The sequence below is a fragment of the Nocardia sp. NRRL S-836 genome (assembly GCF_001279525.1).
In the GTDB taxonomy this organism is placed as follows: domain Bacteria; phylum Actinomycetota; class Actinomycetes; order Mycobacteriales; family Pseudonocardiaceae; genus Lentzea.
Genome location: NZ_LGDY01000103.1, coordinates 166,556 through 185,311, shown reverse-complemented (window position 1 = coordinate 185,311; position 18,756 = coordinate 166,556). Strand labels below are relative to the sequence as shown.

Here is an 18,756-nt window from a genome sequence, read left to right as displayed (position 1 = left end):
AGGGGCGGCGGTGTTCGTGACCGCCGCTGGAGCGGAAGACGGCGAGCTCGTCCCGACACGAGCACGCGAGGCCCGCGAACCACCTGCCAATCGGAAACGGGGGATCTGTCATGCCTGCAGAACTGAAGAACCGCGCGTCCGGACAGCAGGACGCGGACCTGGTCGGCCAGTACCTGCGCGACGTGGGCGGCACGCCGCTGCTCAGCGCCTCGGAAGAGGTCGTGCTCGCGAAGGCGATCGAGGTCGGCCTTTATGCCGAGCAGTTGCTGAGCTCCGGCGACACCACCCGCGACAAGCGGCTGCTGCGGCGGCTGGTGGCCGAGGGTGAGCGCGCCAAGGACCACATGATCCGCGCGAACCTGCGCCTGGTCGTGTCGGTCGCGAAGAAGCACTCGTTCCGCGGCCTGCCGTTCCTGGACGTCGTGCAGGAGGGCAACCTCGGCCTGATCCGCGCGGTCGAGAAGTTCGACTACGCCAAGGGCTACAAGTTCTCCACCTACGCGATGTGGTGGATCCGCCAGGCGATCGAACGCGGTCTGGCCGACCAGACCCGTACCGTCCGCCTGCCGGTGCACGTCGTGGAAGAGGTCAACAAGCTCAACCGCGTCGGGCAGAAGCTCTCCGCGGAGTTCGGCCGTGAGGCCACCGTGGAGGAGATCGCCGCGCACGCCAAGGTGTCGCCGCAGCGCGTGCAGGACCTGCGCGACGCGGCCCGCACGTGCGTGTCGCTGGAGACGCCGGTCGGCTCCGAGGGCGACTCGGTGCTGGGCGACCTGATCCAGGACTCCGACGGCGTCTCGGCGCCGGACCTGGTGGAGCAGCAGGAGTTCGTGGAGGGCGTGCGGTCCCTGCTGGAGGTCCTGCCCGAACGCCAGGGCCGGATCATGCGGCTGCGCTTCGGCCTGGAGGACGGCCGTGAGCGGACGCTCCAGGAGGTCGCCGACGAGCTCGGGCTGACCCGCGAGCGGATCCGCCAGCTGGAGAAGCAGTCGATCGCCGTGCTCAAGTCCTCCGGCCGGCCGGAGGAGCTGTTCGCGCTCGCCGGCTGAGCCGCGTGACGCGACGCGAACCCGACGGAAGTCGCAGGTCGTCGGCCGACCGGTCCGTCGACCGGTCTGCCGGCCAACGCGCACATCGTGCCATCCTCGCGATGGCACGATGTGCGCGTGAACGTGCCCGCCGTCCTGCGCACCCTGGCCCGGCTCAGTGCCGCCGAGCAGCCGCAGAAGTCCCAGCTCGACCTCCGCAAGTCGGCCGGCCTGCTCTGGCTGGGCGACCACGAGGCGGCGTGGCGGGCGATCACGGCGGTGCAGACGGGTGAGAGGTGGACGCCGATCACCTGGACCGTGCCGAAACAGGCGCAGGAGCAGGTCCGGCGGCTCGCCGCGTACGACGCCCTGCACCAGGAGGACCGGCTGCTGCGGGTGAGCTGGGCGTTCCTCACCGGTCCGGCGCAGATCGGCGGGCAGCGGCGGCGGGTGTGCCTGCCGCTGGTCTCGCGGCCGGTGCGGCTGCACCAAGGGCTCAGGTCCAACTGCGCCTTCCACGTGGCCGGTGACACCGCCGTGTTCCCGTTGATCGAGGACCAGGCCAAGGCCGCCGAACGGGAGGTCGCGCTCGCGCCGACCGAGCAGTGGATCACGGCGACGCTGGCGGCGGCCGGGTTCCGCGACGTGCCGGTGGTGCACGAGCCTCCCGCGACGCTGATCTCGGGCAGTGAGCTCGTCGTGGCCGTGGGCGCGGGGCTGCACGCCGGTGAGCCGGTGGTCAGCACCGAGCACGGTGCGGCGCTGTACGCCTGGGCGGCGAAGGAGGGCATCGAGGAGACGGCGTTCGCGGCGCTCTACGGGGGCGGGGACGCCGTCGTGGACCGGTACGAGCCGGTCAGGCCGGTGCTGCCGCTCAGCCACAGCCAGCAGCAGGCGGTCGAGCACGCCCGGCGGGCGCGGATCACCGTCGTCGGCGGGCCGCCGGGGGCCGGCAAGACGCACACGCTCGCCGCGCTCGCGCTGGACGCGGTGGCGGCGGGGAAGTCGGTGCTGCTGGCCAGCCGCACGCGCAACGCCGCCGACGTGCTCGGTGCCGCGCTGCGCAAGGCGGGCGGGCCGGTGCCGGTGCTGTTCGGCGACTCCGAGCTGCGCCAGGCGATGGCCCGGGAACTCGGCGACGGGCTGTCCGCCACGTTCGGCAAGCCGGACCGGGTCGAGTCGCTCGACCGCGAGCGGCGGGAGGCCGACGCGGCGATCGTGCGCGTCGAGCGGGCCGTCACGAACGCGCTCGTGGACGAGGAACTGGCAGCACAGGCACGCAAGCACAACGCACTGATGGCCGGACATCGTTCCGTGGCACCGAAAGCGTTCGAGGCGGACACGGACTTCGTTGAGTTGTACGGGTTGCTGACGCCGCGCACCGGGTTCCTGGGCGGGTTCCGCACGAACCGCGCGCTGTCCAGGGCACGGCGGCTGACCGGTGCGGGTCAAGTGTCCACAGAGGACCTGAAAGCCGCGGTCGAGGCGGCCGAGCAGACCGCCGCGGCGGTGCGGGTCGCGGCACGGGAGGGCACGACGTTCGCCGAGCTGCGCCCGTTGCTCGCCGAACTCGACGCACGCGGCCGTGCGGCCACCGCCGGCTACCTCGGGGAGTACGCCGTCGGCCGCAGGGGTGACGGCGCGGCCAGGGCGGTCGCGGCGCTGGCGACGGCGCTGCGCTCCGGCCGCGCGGCCCGCAGGCGGGGGCTCGCGGAGATCGACAGCAGGCACCTGGTGTCGGCGTTGCCGCTGTGGGTCGGCACGCTCGCCGACGTCGAGGACATCCTGCCGCCCGTGCCGGGCATGTTCGACCTGGTCGTCATCGACGAGGCCAGCCACGTCGACCAGCCGCTCGCCGGACCGGCGTTGCTGCGCGGCCGGTCCGCCGTCATCGGCGGGGACCCGCGGCAGCTGCGGCACGTGTCGTTCGTCAGCGACCAGACCGTGCAGGCGGCGGTCGACGCGGAGGGCACCGCGGACCTGCGCGACCGGCTCGACGTGCCGAAGGTGAGCCTGTTCGACGCCGGTGCCGCCGCGGCGGGCGTGCACTGGCTCGACGAGCACCACCGGTGCGCGCCGCACCTGATCGGCTTCGCCGCCACCCGGTTCTACGAGGGCAGGATCGCCCTGCTCACCACACACCCGGCGATCGCGGACGTCGACTGCATCGACACCGAGCACGTGGCCGGCGAGCGCGACGCGAAGGGCGTGAACCAGGCCGAGGTCGACGCGGTCCTCGCGCACCTGCGCAAGCGCGTCGCGGCCGGGGTGCGGTCGATCGGCGTGGTCACGCCGTTCCGCGCGCAGGCCGACGAGCTGGAGGAGGCGGTGCTGAACGAGCTGTCGCTCGACGAGATCACCTCCGGCGGCGTGCGGGTCGGCACCGTGCACGACGTGCAGGGCAGCGAGTTCGACGAGGTCGTGATCAGCCTGACCGCGGACGGGAAACCGGCCGGGTGGCGGTTCGTGAACGACCGCAACCTGCTCGCCGTGCTGACCACGCGCGCCCGCAAGCTCGTGCACGTCATCACCTCGGTGCGGCAGCCGCCGGGCCTGGTCGGCGAGTACCTCAGGCACGCCGAGCTGCCGCCGACCGAGACCGAGGGCACCGAACCGGACGACGACTGGACCGCACGGCTGGCCCAGGAGCTGCGGACCGCGGGCGCCACCGTCCGCACGGGACATCCGGTCGGGCAGTGGCGCGTCGACCTCGTCGTCGGCGCGAAAGAGCACGCCGTGGCGGTGGAGACGCGCCCGCATCCCGAAGGGGCACCGGCACATCTCGCTCGCTGGCGTGCGCTCACCCACGCGGGGTGGCGCGTGCACGACGCGTTCGGCAGCCGCTTCGGCCACGATCCGGCGCGGGCGGCGGTCGAACTGGTGCAGGAACTGGGGCCCGTCTGCGAAGCCGGAGCGTGAGGACGGCCAGGTCGATCATGGCTTGTGGGACAGGGCGGTCTTGCGCAGCGGGTGGCGATCGCCCGGAACCGCTTGAGCCGGTCGAAGCAGCGTTCGACAACGTTGCGGCGCTTGTGGGTCACGGGATCGAACACAAGCGCCGGAACCGGTTGCGGACCGCCTTCCACAGACCGTGACCACGAGCGCCGCGGGCGCGGTTGCCCGCATCGACAGGTCCCCTCGTGTCGGCCGAAGCGCTCTTCCTACCGCGCGGCGGCGGTGTGCGGGTAGCGCCGGAAGTCGTCACCGGCCACCGGGCTCGCGGGCGCCTGGAACGGGCTGGGGTTCGCCGGGCACACGGTTCCGGGCGCGGGCAGCGTTCCGGCCAGCAGGTAGGCGTGGATGTGGTCGGCCGCGCACTGGCTGCGGCGCCACGACACGTGCCCCCAGCCGGCGTACGACAGCAGGCGGCTGTTGGGCAGTTGCCGTGCCACGGCCTGTGCGCCGCGGTAGTCCGTTCCGCCGTCGAAGTAGCCGCCCACCACCAGTACCGGTGCGGACGTGCGGGCGTTCCACGGGCCCGTGTAGCGGTCCTCGTTCACGGGCCAGTCCGCGCACGCGGAGTTCGTCCACCACCAGTACGGGCCGAACTCGGAGCCGGCCTGCGCATAACGCCCGATGGCGCGGTACGTACCGAACTCGCGCGGGAACTCGATGTCCGCGCACGTGTTGCCGAGGTTCGCGTCGAACATGTTGTCGTACGCCGGAGCCGCCGTCGTCGTGGTTACCGTGGTGGCCACCGGGTTCGCGACGGCGTCGGCCAGCTGGTCCAGCGTGGTCGCGATGTCCGTCCACAGCTCCGAGGCGTAGCCCGTCAGGCGTGCGTAGCTCACGACCTGGTCGTAGGTCCACACCTCGGTACCGAGCTGGACCGGCTTGGTGCGTGCCGACGCCAGCAGCGCCTCGTACCGTTGCCGGGAGTGCGGTCCGAGCGGACAGGCGGCCTCGTCGCAGAGGCGGAAGAACTCGTCGAGGACCTCCCGTCCGGCGACCCGGTCCGACTCGATCTGGCGGCCGCGCGAGTACCGCTCCGGGTCCAGCACGCCGTCGATCGCGATCGCGCGGACGTTGTCCGGGAACAGGTTCGCGTAGGTCGTGCCGAGGTACGAACCGTACGAGTGGCCGAAGTAGGTGAGTTTGCGGTCGCCCAGCGCACGGCGGAGCAGCTCCATGTCCCGTGCGACGTCGCCGGTGCTCATGTGCCGTGCGATCGGCTGGTCGCACTTCTGCGCGAGAGCGCGGAACCTGTCGAAGAACGGCCGCTCCGCCTCCGGCCGGTACGGGAACAGCGGGAGGTCCGCCAGGTACTCGGCGCGCTCCTGCTCGGTGGCGAAGCAGCGCAGCGGGCCGGACCGGCCGATGCCGCGCGGGTCGAACCCGACGACGTCGAAGCGCCCCTGCGTGCCCGCCGACATCCGGGCGGCCCACGCCCACGTGTAGTCGAGGCCGGACGCACCGGGCCCGCCGGGGTTGAACAGCAGCGACCCGATCCGCCGCGCCCGGTCCGGCGCCGGCAGCCGGGTCAGCGCGAGCGTCGTCGTGGCGCCGCGCGGGTGGTCGTGGTCCAGCGGCACCTCGATCTGCGCGCACTCGAAGCCGGGGTGCTCCGGTCCGCACGCCTGCCAGGTGATCGACGGCACCGACGCCACCGCGGGTGGCGCGAGTGCGACGACGAACGCCACGACGGCCCCCAGCACCACGACACGCATAGCTCCCCCTCCTGCAGCCAGAGGAGCCATTCATAGCCGGGCTCAGTCGGGTCGGCGATGCTTTTGGCGAACTCCGAGCTGCGCGGCGATCTGGTCGTGGATCGGCGTGCCCATGACGACCGGCCCGGCCGGTGCGGCAGGGGGTGTCGGAGCGGGATTGTCGGTTTCCTCCGGCATGCGAGGAGCGTAAGCACGGTCGTTGACCCCCAAAGCGCCCCGAAGGGGAATTCACACCCGTTGTACCCCAACAGGTGATCCCCGGTCGGGGGATTTTCACCGAGCGTGGGCAGTTGCCGTGGAACAGGGCTCGATCGCGCCGTGTTGTCTTGGAGCATGGGCAACGAGCAGCGTGGCCGCGTGCGCGTGGAGCACTCGGCGAAGCGGGTCCGCACGTACTCCGGTGGCGATCTGGTCGCTGACACGACCGCGCCACGCCTGGTCTGGGAGATCCCGTATTACCCGGCCTACTACCTGCCGCTGGCGTCGGTGCGCGCCGAGCTGAAGCCGACGGGGGAGACCAGGCACTCGCCCAGCAGGGGCGAGGGCGTGGTGCACGACGTCGTGACCAGCGGGGGCGTCGCCGAGGGGGCCGCGCTGACGTACCCCGGCTCGCCGATCGAGGAGCTGCGGGACCTCGTGCGGTTCGAGTTCGCGGCGATGGACGAGTGGCTGGAGGAGGACGAGCCGATCTACGTCCACCCGCGCGACCCGTACACGCGCGTCGACGTGCTGGGCAGCTCGCGGCACGTGCGGGTGGCGCTGGACGGCGTGACGCTGGCCGCGTCCTCCCAGCCGCGCGTCCTCTTCGAAACCGGGTTGCCGCCGAGGTACTACCTGCCGTTGAGTGACGTCCGGTTCGACCTGCTCCGGCCCTCGGACACGCAGACGCGGTGCCCGTACAAGGGCACGGCGACGTACTGGTCGGTCGAGGTCGGCGGTGTGCTGCACGAGGACCTCGTGTGGATCTACCGCACGCCGCTGCCGGAGAGCCAGAAGGTGGCCGGGCTGGCGTGCTTCTACAGCGAGAAGGTCGACCTGTACCTCGACGGCGAGCTGCAGGAGCGGCCCCAGTCGCCCTGGTCGTGACCGAGCACGCGGAGCGACGTTCTTCACACACTGCAAAGTTGCAGTGACTGCAAAACTCTCGTGTACTGTTCACCCGTGAACCAGTCGGGGGAGAGCCTGCGCGACCGCAAGAAGCGCCGCACGCGTGCGGCGCTGGAGCGGGCGACGCTGCGCCTGTCCGCCGAGAAGGGCTTCGACCACGTCACCGTGGAGGAGATCGCCGCCGAGGCCGACGTCTCGGTGCGCACCTTCTTCAACTACTTCGCGAGCAAGGACGACGCGCTGATCGGCGCGGACCCGGAGTCGGGGCCGCGCATCGCCGGGCGGGTCCTGGCGGTGGCCGCCGGCACGCCCTTCGAGGCGTTCCGCGCCGCCGTGCTCGCGGAGATCGACGACGAGCTGAACAACGCCCGCGACCTGTGGCTGTTGCGCAAGAACGTGCTGATGCAGCGCCCGGACCTGCTGGTGCGCGCGTTCGCGAGCAGCGCGGAGGCCGAGCAGCTGCTCAGCGCCGCCGTGGCGGAACGGGCCGGGCTGCCGGCCGACCACCTGTACCCGTGGCTGCTCGTGTCCGCGGCGACGGCGGCGTTCCGCTGTTCGGTGTCGCGCTGGGCCGGCGACGACAACGTCGCCCTGGGCGACCTGTTCAGCGAGGCACTCGACCTGATCGGCGCCGGACTGGCTCACGCACCGCACCACCACGAAGGGGGACCCTCATGAGCACCGAAACCGAAGCGCCCAGACCAGTCCACTCGAAACGCGACGTCCTGCAGGCCATGTCCGGCCTCATGCTGGGCATGTTCGTGTCGATCCTGGCCAGCACCATCGTCTCGAACGCGCTGCCGCGCATCGTCGCCGACCTCAAGGGCTCGCAGTCGATCTTCGCCTGGATCGTCACCGTCGAGCTGCTCGCGATGACCGCGACCGTGCCGCTGTGGGGCAAGCTCGCCGACCTCTACAGCCGCAAGCTGCTCATCCAGGCCTCGCTCAGCCTGTTCGTCGTCGGCTCCCTGATCGCGGGCTTCTCGCAGAACATCGAGATGCTCATCGTCAGCCGCGTCGTGCAGGGCCTCGGCGCCGGCGGCGTGACGGCACTCGCGACGATCGTGATGGCCGCGATGATCCCGCCGCGCGAGCTCGGCCGCTACTCCGGCCTGTTCGGCGCCGTGTTCGGTGTCGGCACCGTCGCCGGACCGCTGATCGGCGGCCTGCTGGTGGACACCTCGTGGCTGGGCTGGCGCTGGTGCTTCTTCATCGGCGTCCCGTTCACGCTGGCCGCGATCTGGCTGCTGCAGCGCACCCTGCACCTCCCGGTCGTGCGCAACGAGAACACGAAGATCGACTACCTGGGCGCGTTCCTCATCGTGTCCGGCGTGTCGACGCTGCTGGTCTGGTCGTCGCTAGCCGGCCAGAAGTTCGAGTGGGCCTCCGGCTGGACCGCCCTGCTCGTCTCGCTCGGCGTGGTGCTCCTCGTCGCCGCGGTGTGGGTCGAGTCCCGCGCCCACGACCCGATCATCCCGCTCTCGATCTTCCGCAACCGCACGGTCGGCCTGACCACCCTCGCGAGCGCGCTGGTCGGTGTGGCGATGTTCGGCGGCACGGTCTTCCTGTCGCAGTACTTCCAGCTCTCCCTCGGCAAGACCCCCACCCAGGCGGGTCTGCTCGGCCTGCCGCTGATCTTCGGCCTGCTGGTGTCGTCCACCGTGGCCGGTCAGCTGATCACCAGGTACGGCCGGTGGAAGGCGTTCCTGGTCGCCGGCGGCGTCATCATGGTCGGCGGCATGCTGCTGCTGTCCACGATCACCGCCCAGACCACCGTCTTCATGGTGGGCGTGGACATGTTCGTGCTCGGTGTCGGCGTCGGCCTGCTGATGCAGAACCTGGTGCTGGCCGCCCAGAACGACGTGCCCGCCCGCGACCTGGGCGCCACCACGTCCACGCTGACGTTCTTCCGCTCCCTGGGCGGCGCGATCGGCGTCTCGGCGCTGGGCGCGGTGCTGGCCAACAAGGTCACGTCGCTGACCGAGGAGAAGTTCGGCCCGATCGCCGCCGCCGGTGGCGAGAACGCGGTGCCGGACATCACCGTGCTGCCGCCGGAGGTCAAGGCCGTCATCGCCGAGATCTACGCGACCGCCACGGCCGAGATCTTCCTGGTGGGCGCGCCGTTCGCGGTGCTGGCGCTGCTCGCGGTGCTGTTCATCAAGGAGAAGCCGCTGAAGGAGCAGAGCGGTGACGAGCGGCTGGCGGCGGAGCTGGCCGCGGGTCACTGACCTCCCGCTCGTACCGGCGCGGACCCCCGACTTTCGTCGGGGGTCCGCCCTGTCTTCCGGGTCGGGTGCCGGCGCTCCGCGCTTCCTACCGTTGCGACCATGAACAGCATCTGGGCGATCGGCCTGGTCGCCGCCCTCCTCTCACCCCCTGATGTGTCCGCGGTGGACGGTTATGTCTCCTCCTACCGCGCGGAGGCCGGGTATCCGGGTGTCGCGGTCGCGATCACCAAGGGCGATCAGGTGATCACCGCCAAGGGCTACGGCCACGACTCGTCCGGCGCGCCGGTCACCGAGCACACGAAGATGGCGATCGCGTCGGTCAGCAAGTCGTTCACCGCGCTGGCCGTGCGGCAGCTCGCCGACGCGGGCGAACTCGACCTGGACCGGCCGGTCCGCACCTACCTGCCCGACTTCGAGGTCGCGGACCCGCGCGGTGAGCGGATCACCGTGCGGCACCTGCTGAACCACACCTCGGGCATCACCGACCGGACGTTGCCGGAGAAGAGCCTGCCGCAGCCGAACACGCCCGCGGAGGCGGTACAACGGGCCAGGCAGGCGACGCTCGCGGCCGATCCCGGCGTGCAGAACCGGTACACCAACACGAACTACCACGTGGCCGGGCGGCTGGTGGAGGTCGTGTCGGGCGAGAACTTCAACGCATACCTGAAAAAGCACATCTTCGAGCCGCTGGGCATGAACGAGACGGTCGCGATCGACGTGACGCCGCGCGACCTGCCGTCCGACTACCGGGAGGGCCACGTCTACGCCTACGGGGTGTCGGTCGCGGCGGCCGAGCCGCACCGGTTCGTCGCCGGGTCCGACGGCGTGATCAGCACCGCCGCGGACATGGCGAGGTGGCTGGCGGCGCAGCAGGCGCTGGCACCGCGGGACGGCCTGGGCTGGACGGCCGACGAGCGGGGGTCGTTGCGGCACAGCGGCATCTGGTTCACCGGGACGGCCGGGCAGCTGCTGACGAAGTCGGGGTACGGCATCGCGGTCATGACCAACAGCGGCGTCGGGTTCGGCAACGAGGGCACGTCGGGGCTGGAGGACGGTATCGCCGACCTGCTCGACGGCGCGGTGCCGCCGGAGCCGTCGTCACCGCGGCTGGCGATCGACCTGGTGCTGGCGGCGCTGACGTTGTCGTCGCTGGGGCTGACCATCCGCGCGTTGCGGCGGCCGCGGCGGTTCCACAAGGCGTGGCAGGTGGTGCGGTTCGTGCCGCTGGGGGTGCTGGTGGCGTTGCCGGCGATGACCGGGTTGCTGTACGGCGGCGGGCGCGACATCACGTTCTTCCAACTGGCGCACTATTCACTGCCGCTTGTGGTGTGGTTGGGCGTGTCCAGCGTGATGAACATCGGTGTGGCGGTCGTGCGGTGGCGTCGGTGAAGGCGGCCGCGGCGCTCGCGGCGTGCGTGGCGGCGGCGGTGGCCGTGTCGTTCGCAATGCACGACAACGTGCCGCCGTGGACGGGTGCGGTCGTGGTGCCGCTGTTCGCGGTGTCGTTCCTCCTGGGGCGGCGCACCGCGTCCGCGTGGCCGGCCGCGCTGTTCCTGCTGAGCGGCGCGGCGGGGTTCCTGGCGCTCGGTGTGGTGGGGCTGGCCGTGGCGCTGCCGTGGTTCCTCGGCCGTGTCGCGCACCAGCAGGCCGCGCTCGCCGCCGCCACCGTCGAGGCCGCTCACCTGCGGGAACGCACCCGGATCGCGCACGAGGCGCATGACACGCTCGGCCACGAGCTGAGCCTGCTGGCGTTGCAGGCGGGTGCGCTGGAGATGACGCTGCCCGAGGAGCACCGGGAAGCGGCCGCGCGGCTGCGGGTGTCGGCGGCCGGCGCCACGGAACGGCTGGCGGACCTCGTGTTCCTGCTGCGCGACGGCGAGCCGGTCGCGGCCGGTGGCGTGCAGGACCTCGTGGACGGTGCGCGACGGGCCGGGCTGGCCGTGGAGTTCACTTCGGATGGTCCGCTGCCGTCCACAGTGGAGCCGACCGTGTGTCGGATCGTGCAGGAGGCGTTGACGAACGCCGCCAAGCACGCGCCCCGTTCGGTGCTGCGGCTGGCCGTCACGACTGCGGACGCCACGACCGTCGTGGAGGCGGGCAACGACGTCGGCCTGCGGCGCGGCACGGGCAGCCGGCTGGGCCTGGTCGCGTTGCGCGAACGGGTGCGCCTGGCCGGGGGTACGCTGCGGACCACGCGCGACGGGGGCAGGTTCGAGCTGGTCGCGACGCTGCCACATCCGGGGGACCAGTGATCCGCGTACTGCTCGCCGACGACGAGGCGATGGTGCGCGCGGGCGTGCGGGCCATCCTCGGTGCCGACGGGGCGATCGAGGTGGTCGCCGAGGCCGCCGACGGGCACGAGGCCGTCGACCTGGCGCTCAAGCACCGCCCGGATGTCGTGCTGCTCGACGTGCGGATGCCCCGCCTGGACGGCTTGCACGCCGCGAAGGAGCTGGCGCGGCACGGGTTCGGTGTCGCGATGCTGACGACGTTCAACGACGACGCCTACCTCGAACAGGCCCTCGACGGCGGCGCGCGCGGTTTCCTGCTCAAGTCCGGCGACCCCCGCGAGCTCATCGCCGGCGTGCACGCACTGGCCGCCGGCGGCGCCTACCTCGCGCCCAAGGTCGCCGCCCGCATGATCACCCGCTTCCGCACCTCCCGCGTCGGCGCCGCGCGCGGTCAGGTCGAGTCGCTGACCGCACGCGAACGCGACGTGCTCGCGTTGCTGGGGGAGGGGCTGTCGAACGCGCAGATCGCCCGGCGGCTGGACCTGGTGGAGGGCACGGTGAAGGGGCACGTGAGCGCCATCCTGACCCGGCTCGGGGCGCAGAACCGGGTGCAGGCGGCGATCGTGGCGCACGAGGCCGGGCTCACGGCCCAGCAGCCCTAGCACCCGGCCTCCCAGGGACTCCGTTTCGAGACCCGGGGTGTGCGCGCCAGGTGACGAACCGATCGGCAGCCTCCGCCGCGCCGCGGTGTGAGCCGTGCGCCCGGGTCACTCGGGCAGGAGCGCCAACTCCGCTTCGACGCGTTCTCGCATCGACTGGTTGACCGGTCCGTCCAACCGGGCGTGGGCGAACGTCAGGCACCTGCGTGCGCGGTCGACGTCGCCCACGTTGCGCCACGCGACGCCCTCGCTGAGCGCCAGCTCTGCCTCACTCCGGTAGCGGGCCTGGTCGATGCCCGGCTGTGACCGCGCCGCGCGGTAGGACTCCGCCGCCTCTTCCCAGCGGTTCAGCCCGGCGAAGGAGTCACCCGTCAGCGCGAGCAGGTGCGCTTCCATCTTCGACACGAGGCCGTGGTTCGTCTGATCACTGCGATCCCTCGTTTCGACGAGCAACGCGCTATGCAGCTCCAGAGCCTCCTGGAACTCACCCGCCGCCAGAAGCGACGTGCCGAACGACAGCGTCGCCCACAGGCGCTCCTCGAAGAAACCGAGGTCCTTCGACACGAGGTAGGCCTGTCTGCTGTGTTCGACGGCTTCGGCCGGCCGCCCCAGCGCTGCCGAGGTGAGCCCCAGTGCTGAATGCGACGCCAGGACCATCCTCCGGTGGTCGATCTCCCGGGCGAGAGCCAGTGCTTCGTGGAGCACGCTGAGCGCGCGGTCGCTTTCACCGGCGGACGCGTGCAGCGTCCAGCCCATCAGTGCGAGCATCTCGGCTTCTTTGACGCGGTCCCGGAGCGCTCGCGCCGCCTGGAGTCCGCACTCGAAGATCTTGTTCCAGCCGTACCCGTACTCCCGGCCGGGCATGTAGGTGTGCAACGACCAGACGAAGTCGTACACCTGTTCGTGCCAGCCCAGCTGCACGGCTTCCCTGCACACCTCGGACCACGTCGTGACGTTCTCTTCCAGCCAGTCCTCTGCCTCCCGCTGCGACCGGAACGGACAGTCGTCCGAGATCTCCCGCACCGTCGGGAGAAAGAGCCGGCCGGCGGCAGTGCCCAGGCTGAGGACATGGGCGTACAGCTCGTCGCGGAGCCGGTCCCGCTCCTCCTCCGGTTCCTCGTCGAGCCGGCACTCGTACGCGAACAGCCGGACCAGATCGTGGAACTGAAGTCGAACGGGATCGCCGATGACGTTGATCAGCGACATCTCGACCAGCGAGTCCAGCACCGCGCCGATCTCGTCCGCCGGTGTGCCGGTCGCGACCGCGGCGAGGTCGTCGTCGAAGTGAGCGCCGGGAATGATGGCGAGACGCCGGAAAGCGGAGCGCTCACCTTCTCCCAGCCACTGGAGCGACGTCGCGAAAGCCGCCCGCACGTGCAGATCGCCCACCGACAACGAGTTCAGCCTCTTCCGCTGGTCCCGCATTCGTCCGACCAGGTAGGCGATCGACGAGAACCGCCGGGTGGCCAGTCGGTTGCCCACGATCCGCACGGCCAGCGGCAGGTTCCCGCAGAGGGAGACGAGCTCATCCGCTGCCTCCGGTTCGGACCGGACCACGTCATCGCCCACGATCGACGCGAGCAGGTCCACCGCGTTCGCCGTGGTCAGCATGTCGATCGGCAGCCGGTGCGCCGACTCCAGGCCCGCCAGGGCACGACGGCAGGTCACGATGGTCAAACTGTGCTCGCTGCCGGCCAGCAACGGCTTGACCTGAGCTTCGTCCATCGCGTTGTCCAGGATCAGCAGCACGCTTCGATCCCGCAACAGGGTGCGGAAGAGCGAGCTGCGTTCGCCTTGCGTCGGGGGTATGCGGCCCGGCGGCACCCCCAGCGACGTCAGCACGCGTTCAAGAGCGACGCTGGAGCTCATCGGCTGGTTGCCGACGCCACGCAGGTCCAGGGCAAGGCTGCCGTCCGAGAACCGGGACATCAGGTGGTCCGCGGCCGCGACCGCCAACGTGGTCTTGCCCACGCCCGGCGGGCCGGCGACCACCACGACGCCGCCCGCATCGGCCATCGTGGACAGGCGGCGGAGCTCATCCTCTCTGCCCACCACGTTCGGCGTGACGGGCAACGCGTACAGCATCGCCCTGTTCTCCCCGTGCGCGAAGCGACGGCGCTTCTGCGTCGCCAGCACCACGAAGGACACCCGCTCGTCACCGGTCAGTCCGAGGGCGTCCGCCAGCAGTTCGGTCGAACGCTCCTGCGCGGCGGCCGCCCTTCCGTGCTCCAGGTCCCTCAGTGCCCGAACGCTCATGCCCGAAGCCAGGGCCAGCGCCGCTTGCGACAGTCCGGCTGCCGTCCGGTGGCGCAGGAGCGTCTGACCGAAGGTGGATTTCGACTGCGGACCGTGCGGTTCGCTCATGCGTGACAGTGCACCTCCTGACCTCCGCCGGTGGCAAGCGCGCTCGCCGTCGAGCGACCACTTCGTTGCCGAGGCGGCGGGCGGGCGTTGGAGCGGTCAACGCCCACCCGCCGGATCACGCCGTGTTCCACCGGCCCACCCGGACTCGGACTCCACGCGGCTCCTAGACGAGTAAGTCCTAACTGATCAGTGGTCGTAGGCGATCAGTGAGCGGGTGATGGGCTGGCCGGTGGCGCGGTTGTGCCAGATGGCGGCGGTCAGGGCGAGGATGCGTTGGGCGATGCGGGCGGTGACGCCGTCGATGGTGCGGCCGTCGTGCAGTTCGAGGTCGAGCTGGCCTTTGAGTGTGTCGTTGACCGACTCGATCAGCTGGCGAACGGGTTTGAGCAGGTGTTCGGCCGGGTGCGGGGCGCGGTTGCGGTAATTCGGGCGCAGTAACTGGACCCCGCGGTCGGCCAGGAACGCGTCCAGTTCCCGAGAGACGTAGCCCTTGTCCGCGATGATCAGCAGACCGGGCCGGTCGGCCAGCACGGACGGGTCGTGGTCCAGGATTGCCATCAGCACCTGACGTTCGTCGATCTTCGGGTTGGCCAGGGCCCAGGTGATCGGCAGGCCGGCCGGGGTGCATACCAGGTGCAGGCGCAGGCCCCAGAAGAACCGTGAATGCGACGAGCAGTAGCCGTAGCCGGCCCAGCCGGCCAGTTCGGAGCGCTTGGTGGTCTCGCGGGAGCGGCCGCATTCGACCGGGGTCGAGTCGACCACCCAGGTCGCGTCGGTCCACAGGTCGGTGTCGTGCGCGAGCATGCGGATGACATGTTTGAGCAGTGGGACCGCGGTGCGCAGCCGCTTGTTGTAGCCGGATTGCTGTGGCAGGTAGGTGAAAGCGCCAGGCAGGTGGCGCGGTAGGAACCGCAACCAGCGTGCCTCGGATCGGATGCCGGGCAGCGCTTGGGCCACAGCGAGTGAGCAGTTCGGAGTCGGTGAGCCGGGGTGGTCGTCCTGTCCGGATGGGCCTGCCGAGGTGGTCATCGATCTTGACGTAGAGTGCGGTCAGAAGGGTGTTCAGGTCGGTCCTCACAAACTGATCTTGAACACCCTTCGTCCGTCTTCAGGCACCGCCCGGACTTAGGACTTACTCGTCTAGTACGGGAAGTGACCGGGCCCCGCGGCGATGGTCACCCAGCGGGTCGCGGAGAACGCCTCCACGCCCCACCGGCCGCCGAACCTGCCGTACCCGCTGGACTTCACCCCGCCGAACGGGGCCTGCGGCTCGTCGTCCACGGTCTGGTTGCCGACGTGCACGATGCCGGTGCGGATGCGGCGGGCCAGCGCGAGGCCGCGGCGGGTGTCCTCGGTGAGGATGCCGGCGGTGAGGCCGTGCTCGGTGTCGTTGGCGATGGCGACGGCCTCGTCGTCGTCGGCGACCGGGACGACGACCACGGCCGGGCCGAAGATCTCCTCGCGGAAGATCCGCATGTCCGGCGTCACCCGGTCCAGGACGGTCGGGCCGTCGCCCTCCGTGCGGCGGCGGGCACCCGCGGCGACCGCCTCCTCGACGAGCGCGGACACGCGGGCCGCGGCGCGGGGGTTGATGACCGGGCCGAAGACGGTGCCGGGGTCGGCGGGGTCGCCGTGGGGCAGCGACGCGACCTTGGCGGCGAGGCGGGCGGTGAACTCCTCGGCGATCGACCGGTGCACGAGGACGCGGTCGGTCGACATGCAGATCTGGCCGGAGTTGTGGAACGAGCCGAACGTCGCGGCGTCCACGGCGTGGCCGAGGTCGGCGTCGTCCAGCACCAGCAGGGCGTTCTTGCCGCCCAGCTCCAGCACCGCGGGCTTGAGGTGCTGGGCGGCCAGCGTTCCGATGGTCCGGCCGACCTCCGTGGAGCCGGTGAAGTTCACGGCGCGCACCCGCGGGTCGCTGATCAGCGCGGTGGCCACGGCGGCGGCGTCGGCGGGGGCGTTGGTGACGACGTTGAGCACACCGGCGGGCAGACCGGCCTCGTGCAGCACGCCGGCGATGAACAGACCGGCGGCGATCGGGGCGTCCTCGCTCGGCTTGAGCACCACGGTGTTGCCCGCCGCGATCGGTGCGGCGACGGCGCGGGTGCTGAGGATGATCGGCGCGTTCCACGGCGCGAACGCGGCGACGACGCCGAGCGGTTCGCGGATCGCCATCGACAGCTGGCCCTCGGTCTCGGTCGTGAGCACCTCGCCGACGGGCTGGGTGACCGCGGCCGCCGACTCGCGCAGCACGTTGGCCGCCAGCCCCACGTTGAAACCGGCCCACCCGGCGACACCACCGACCTCGGCCGCCATGAGCCGCACGACCTCGGGCGCGCGGGCCTCGAGGAGGTCGGCCGCACGCAACAGCACCGCCCGCCGCGTGGACGGCGACGTCCCCGACCACCGCGCGAACGCCTCCTGCGCCGCGTCCACGGCACGCGTGACGTCGGCCGGCCCGCCCGCGGCGACAACGGCGTGGACCTCACCCGTGTAGGGGTTGAGGTCGTCGGTCGTGCGGCCGTCGAGCGCGGGAACGCTTTCGCCGCCGATGAAAAGACTCTGTTCGCTTGCCACGACGCGAAGTCAATAGGCCGGGGAGCCGATCAACCAAGCCTGGTTTCCGGTGGGTGGAAACCCGACCCCATCGCCCGCCCGATGCCGCGCGCCGCCACCTGCAACGCCGCCACCAACCGCCCCCGCACGTTGCGCAGGTCCGGCACCACGATCCCCAGCGCCGCCACGACCCGCCCGTCCACCTCGACCGGCACCGCCACCGAACACGCCCCGAGCGTCATCTCCTCGAACGTCTGCGCGTACCCGTCGCGCCGCACCCGGTGCAACTGCGCCCGCAACCGCCCCGGCTCGACGATCGTGTAGGCCGTGCACCGCGTCAGCCGATGCGCCAGCACCTCCTCCTGCACCTCCGCAGGCGCGTGCGCGAGCAACACCTTGCCCACCCCCGTGGTGTGCAACGGCAACCTGCTGCCCGTCGTGCTCACGATCGGCACCGACGCGTGCCCGGACACCCGGTCCAGGTACAGCACCTCGACCCCTTCCCGCACCGCCAGGTGCACCACCGCCCGCGTCGCCGCGTGGATGTCGTGCAGGAACGGCTCCGCGACCCGGCTCAGGTCCACCTCACCCGCCGCCAGCAACCCCAGCCGCCAGATCCGCCGCCCGATCACGTACTCCCCACCCGCGAGCCGCCGCACCGCACCCCACGCCTCCAGCTCGGCCAGCAGCCGGTGCGTGGTGCTGACCGGCAGACCGCTGCGGCGTGCGATAGCGCTCAGGGTCTGGCTGCGGTGGCGGGTGTCGAACGTGCCGAGCAGGGAGAGGAGCTTGGCGGAGACGGTGGCGGTCACGCCGGAATTCTGCCCCGTTCCGCCCTGACCGGCCGTGCCTGTCGCGTACATTCTCGATCACTGTGCGCAACGGGAGGGTGACGGTGGTTTCGTGGTGACCAACGGTCTCTCGGGGGTGGCGAGCAGCCAGGTCGTGCGGTGGGAGTGCCCGCCGGCGCCCGCGCTGTTCGTGGACCGGACCGCGGAGCTGCGGCAGTTGGTCGAGCTGTGCGCCACGCGGCGGAAGGCGCTGCTGCTGGTGCTCGACGGGCCGCCGGGCGCGGGCAAGAGCGCGTTGGCGCGCAAGCTCGCCGACGCGGCGAGGGAGTCGTTCCCGGACGGTCAGCTCTACGCGGACCTGCGCGAGCACCGCCGGGGCGGCGGTGTCGAGCTTTCCGGTGTGGTGGAAGGGTTTCTGCGTTCGCTCGGGGTCTCCGAACCGTTGCCGTCCGATCTCAGCCGGCTCACCGGGCTGCTGCGCAGCCTCCTGCACGACAGGCGGCTGCTGATCGTCGTCGATCACGTCACCACCGCCGAGGAGGTGGTCCGGTGGCTTCCGAACGGCGACACCTGCGCCGTGGCCGTGACGTCCAACCACGACCTGGACGAGCTCCACCAGTACGGGGCGGTGCGTGTGCAGATCGAACGACTTCCGCTCGACGACGGCGTCGCCCTGCTGCGCGAGCACTGCGGTGCGCAGCGCGTCGACGCCGAGGCCGAGGCCGCGCGCAGGCTGGTGACGTTGTGCGACGGTCTGCCGCTCGCGCTCAACCTGGTCGGGGCGAAGCTGCGCCGCCGGACGTCGCTGGCACTGGCTGACGTCGCGGCCACGCTGGCGGCCGAACCGGAGTCGGTGGTGCTCGCCGCGTTCGACTTCGCCCACGACGACCTGTCGCAGCAGGCGCGTCGGCTGTGGGCGCTGCTGGGCGTCCACCGCGGTGGTGAGCTGTCGGTCGGCGCCGTCGCGGCGCTGATGCCCGGTCCCGAGGACGTCCTGGAGGAACTCACGCGGGCGAACCTGCTGGAGTGGGACGAGCTCGCCGGTCGCGTGCGGCTCGGTGAGGTCGGCGCCCGGCACGCCGCGCGCAGGGCGGAGGAGAACCTGACCCCGTAAGGCCGGGA

At 71.4% G+C, this 18,756-nt stretch carries 14 protein-coding genes and 1 pseudogene; 9 read left to right on the top strand and 6 right to left on the bottom strand.

The features are described 5' to 3' along the window. The first annotated feature begins 110 nt into the window (after positions 1–110). Entirely contained in the window at positions 111–1,049 is a 939-nt protein-coding gene (locus tag ADL03_RS22505) for an RNA polymerase sigma factor RpoD/SigA (RefSeq protein WP_053735488.1), read from the top strand. A gap of 117 nt (positions 1,050–1,166) precedes the next feature. Beyond that, positions 1,167–3,947: an AAA domain-containing protein gene (locus ADL03_RS22500; protein ID WP_053735487.1), complete on the top strand. Its 2,781-nt coding sequence runs from the start codon at positions 1,167–1,169 to the stop codon at positions 3,945–3,947. A gap of 242 nt (positions 3,948–4,189) precedes the next feature. Here the strand turns inward: ADL03_RS22500 and ADL03_RS22495 are convergent, their stop codons facing one another. Together ADL03_RS22495 and ADL03_RS50250 are read right to left on the bottom strand one after the other, a co-directional pair. Beyond that, positions 4,190–5,695: an alpha/beta hydrolase gene (locus tag ADL03_RS22495; protein ID WP_053735486.1), complete on the bottom strand. Its 1,506-nt coding sequence runs from the start codon at positions 5,693–5,695 to the stop codon at positions 4,190–4,192. A 42-nt stretch (positions 5,696–5,737) separates the two neighbouring features. After that, positions 5,738–5,872, bottom strand: a complete 135-nt coding sequence (locus tag ADL03_RS50250) for a hypothetical protein (RefSeq protein ID WP_255353388.1) — start codon at positions 5,870–5,872, stop codon at positions 5,738–5,740. Positions 5,873–6,028: 156 nt separating this feature from the next. Here ADL03_RS50250 and ADL03_RS22490 point away from each other — a divergent pair, with 156 nt between their 5' ends. The 6 genes from ADL03_RS22490 to ADL03_RS22465 all read left to right on the top strand — a co-directional run bounded on the left by ADL03_RS22490 (position 6,029) and on the right by ADL03_RS22465 (position 11,923). Continuing rightward, entirely contained in the window at positions 6,029–6,781 is a 753-nt protein-coding gene (locus ADL03_RS22490; protein ID WP_053735485.1) for a DUF427 domain-containing protein, read from the top strand. Between the two features lie 75 nt (positions 6,782–6,856). Then, complete coding sequence (locus tag ADL03_RS22485) at positions 6,857–7,480, top strand: TetR family transcriptional regulator (protein WP_053735484.1); 624 nt, start codon at positions 6,857–6,859, stop codon at positions 7,478–7,480. Further along, positions 7,477–9,030 carry an MDR family MFS transporter gene (locus ADL03_RS22480; protein WP_053735483.1) on the top strand — a complete coding sequence of 518 codons (1,554 nt, stop codon included), beginning with the start codon at positions 7,477–7,479 and terminating at the stop codon, positions 9,028–9,030. The genes ADL03_RS22485 and ADL03_RS22480 overlap by 4 nt, the downstream gene beginning before the upstream one ends. A gap of 99 nt (positions 9,031–9,129) precedes the next feature. After that, the gene (locus ADL03_RS22475) at positions 9,130–10,419 is read left to right on the top strand and encodes a serine hydrolase (RefSeq protein WP_053735482.1); all 1,290 of its coding nucleotides are present in this window, start codon (positions 9,130–9,132) and stop codon (positions 10,417–10,419) included. Beyond that, entirely contained in the window at positions 10,416–11,282 is an 867-nt protein-coding gene (locus ADL03_RS22470; RefSeq protein ID WP_197288553.1) for a sensor histidine kinase, read from the top strand. The genes ADL03_RS22475 and ADL03_RS22470 overlap by 4 nt, the downstream gene beginning before the upstream one ends. Then, a complete protein-coding gene (locus ADL03_RS22465; protein ID WP_053735480.1) occupies positions 11,279–11,923 on the top strand; it encodes a response regulator transcription factor in 645 nt (214 codons plus the stop codon). Before ADL03_RS22470 ends, ADL03_RS22465 begins: the two co-directional genes overlap by 4 nt. Before the next feature lie 105 nt (positions 11,924–12,028). On the opposite strand, the gene ADL03_RS22460 is transcribed toward ADL03_RS22465, so the two are convergent. The 4 genes and pseudogenes from ADL03_RS22460 to ADL03_RS22445 all read right to left on the bottom strand — a co-directional run bounded on the left by ADL03_RS22460 (position 12,029) and on the right by ADL03_RS22445 (position 17,706). Next, positions 12,029–14,284, bottom strand: a complete 2,256-nt coding sequence (locus ADL03_RS22460; protein WP_053735479.1) for an XRE family transcriptional regulator — start codon at positions 14,282–14,284, stop codon at positions 12,029–12,031. Positions 14,285–14,470: 186 nt separating this feature from the next. Continuing rightward, positions 14,471–15,362 (bottom strand): annotated as a pseudogene (locus ADL03_RS22455) (IS982 family transposase). Positions 15,363–15,424: 62 nt separating this feature from the next. Further along, positions 15,425–16,864 carry an aldehyde dehydrogenase family protein gene (locus ADL03_RS22450; protein WP_053735478.1) on the bottom strand — a complete coding sequence of 480 codons (1,440 nt, stop codon included), beginning with the start codon at positions 16,862–16,864 and terminating at the stop codon, positions 15,425–15,427. A gap of 29 nt (positions 16,865–16,893) precedes the next feature. Continuing rightward, positions 16,894–17,706, bottom strand: a complete 813-nt coding sequence (locus tag ADL03_RS22445) for an IclR family transcriptional regulator (RefSeq protein ID WP_053735477.1) — start codon at positions 17,704–17,706, stop codon at positions 16,894–16,896. A gap of 43 nt (positions 17,707–17,749) precedes the next feature. Here ADL03_RS22445 and ADL03_RS22440 point away from each other — a divergent pair, with 43 nt between their 5' ends. Continuing rightward, positions 17,750–18,748 carry an NB-ARC domain-containing protein gene (locus ADL03_RS22440; protein ID WP_197288552.1) on the top strand — a complete coding sequence of 333 codons (999 nt, stop codon included), beginning with the start codon at positions 17,750–17,752 and terminating at the stop codon, positions 18,746–18,748. Positions 18,749–18,756 lie beyond the last annotated feature (8 nt).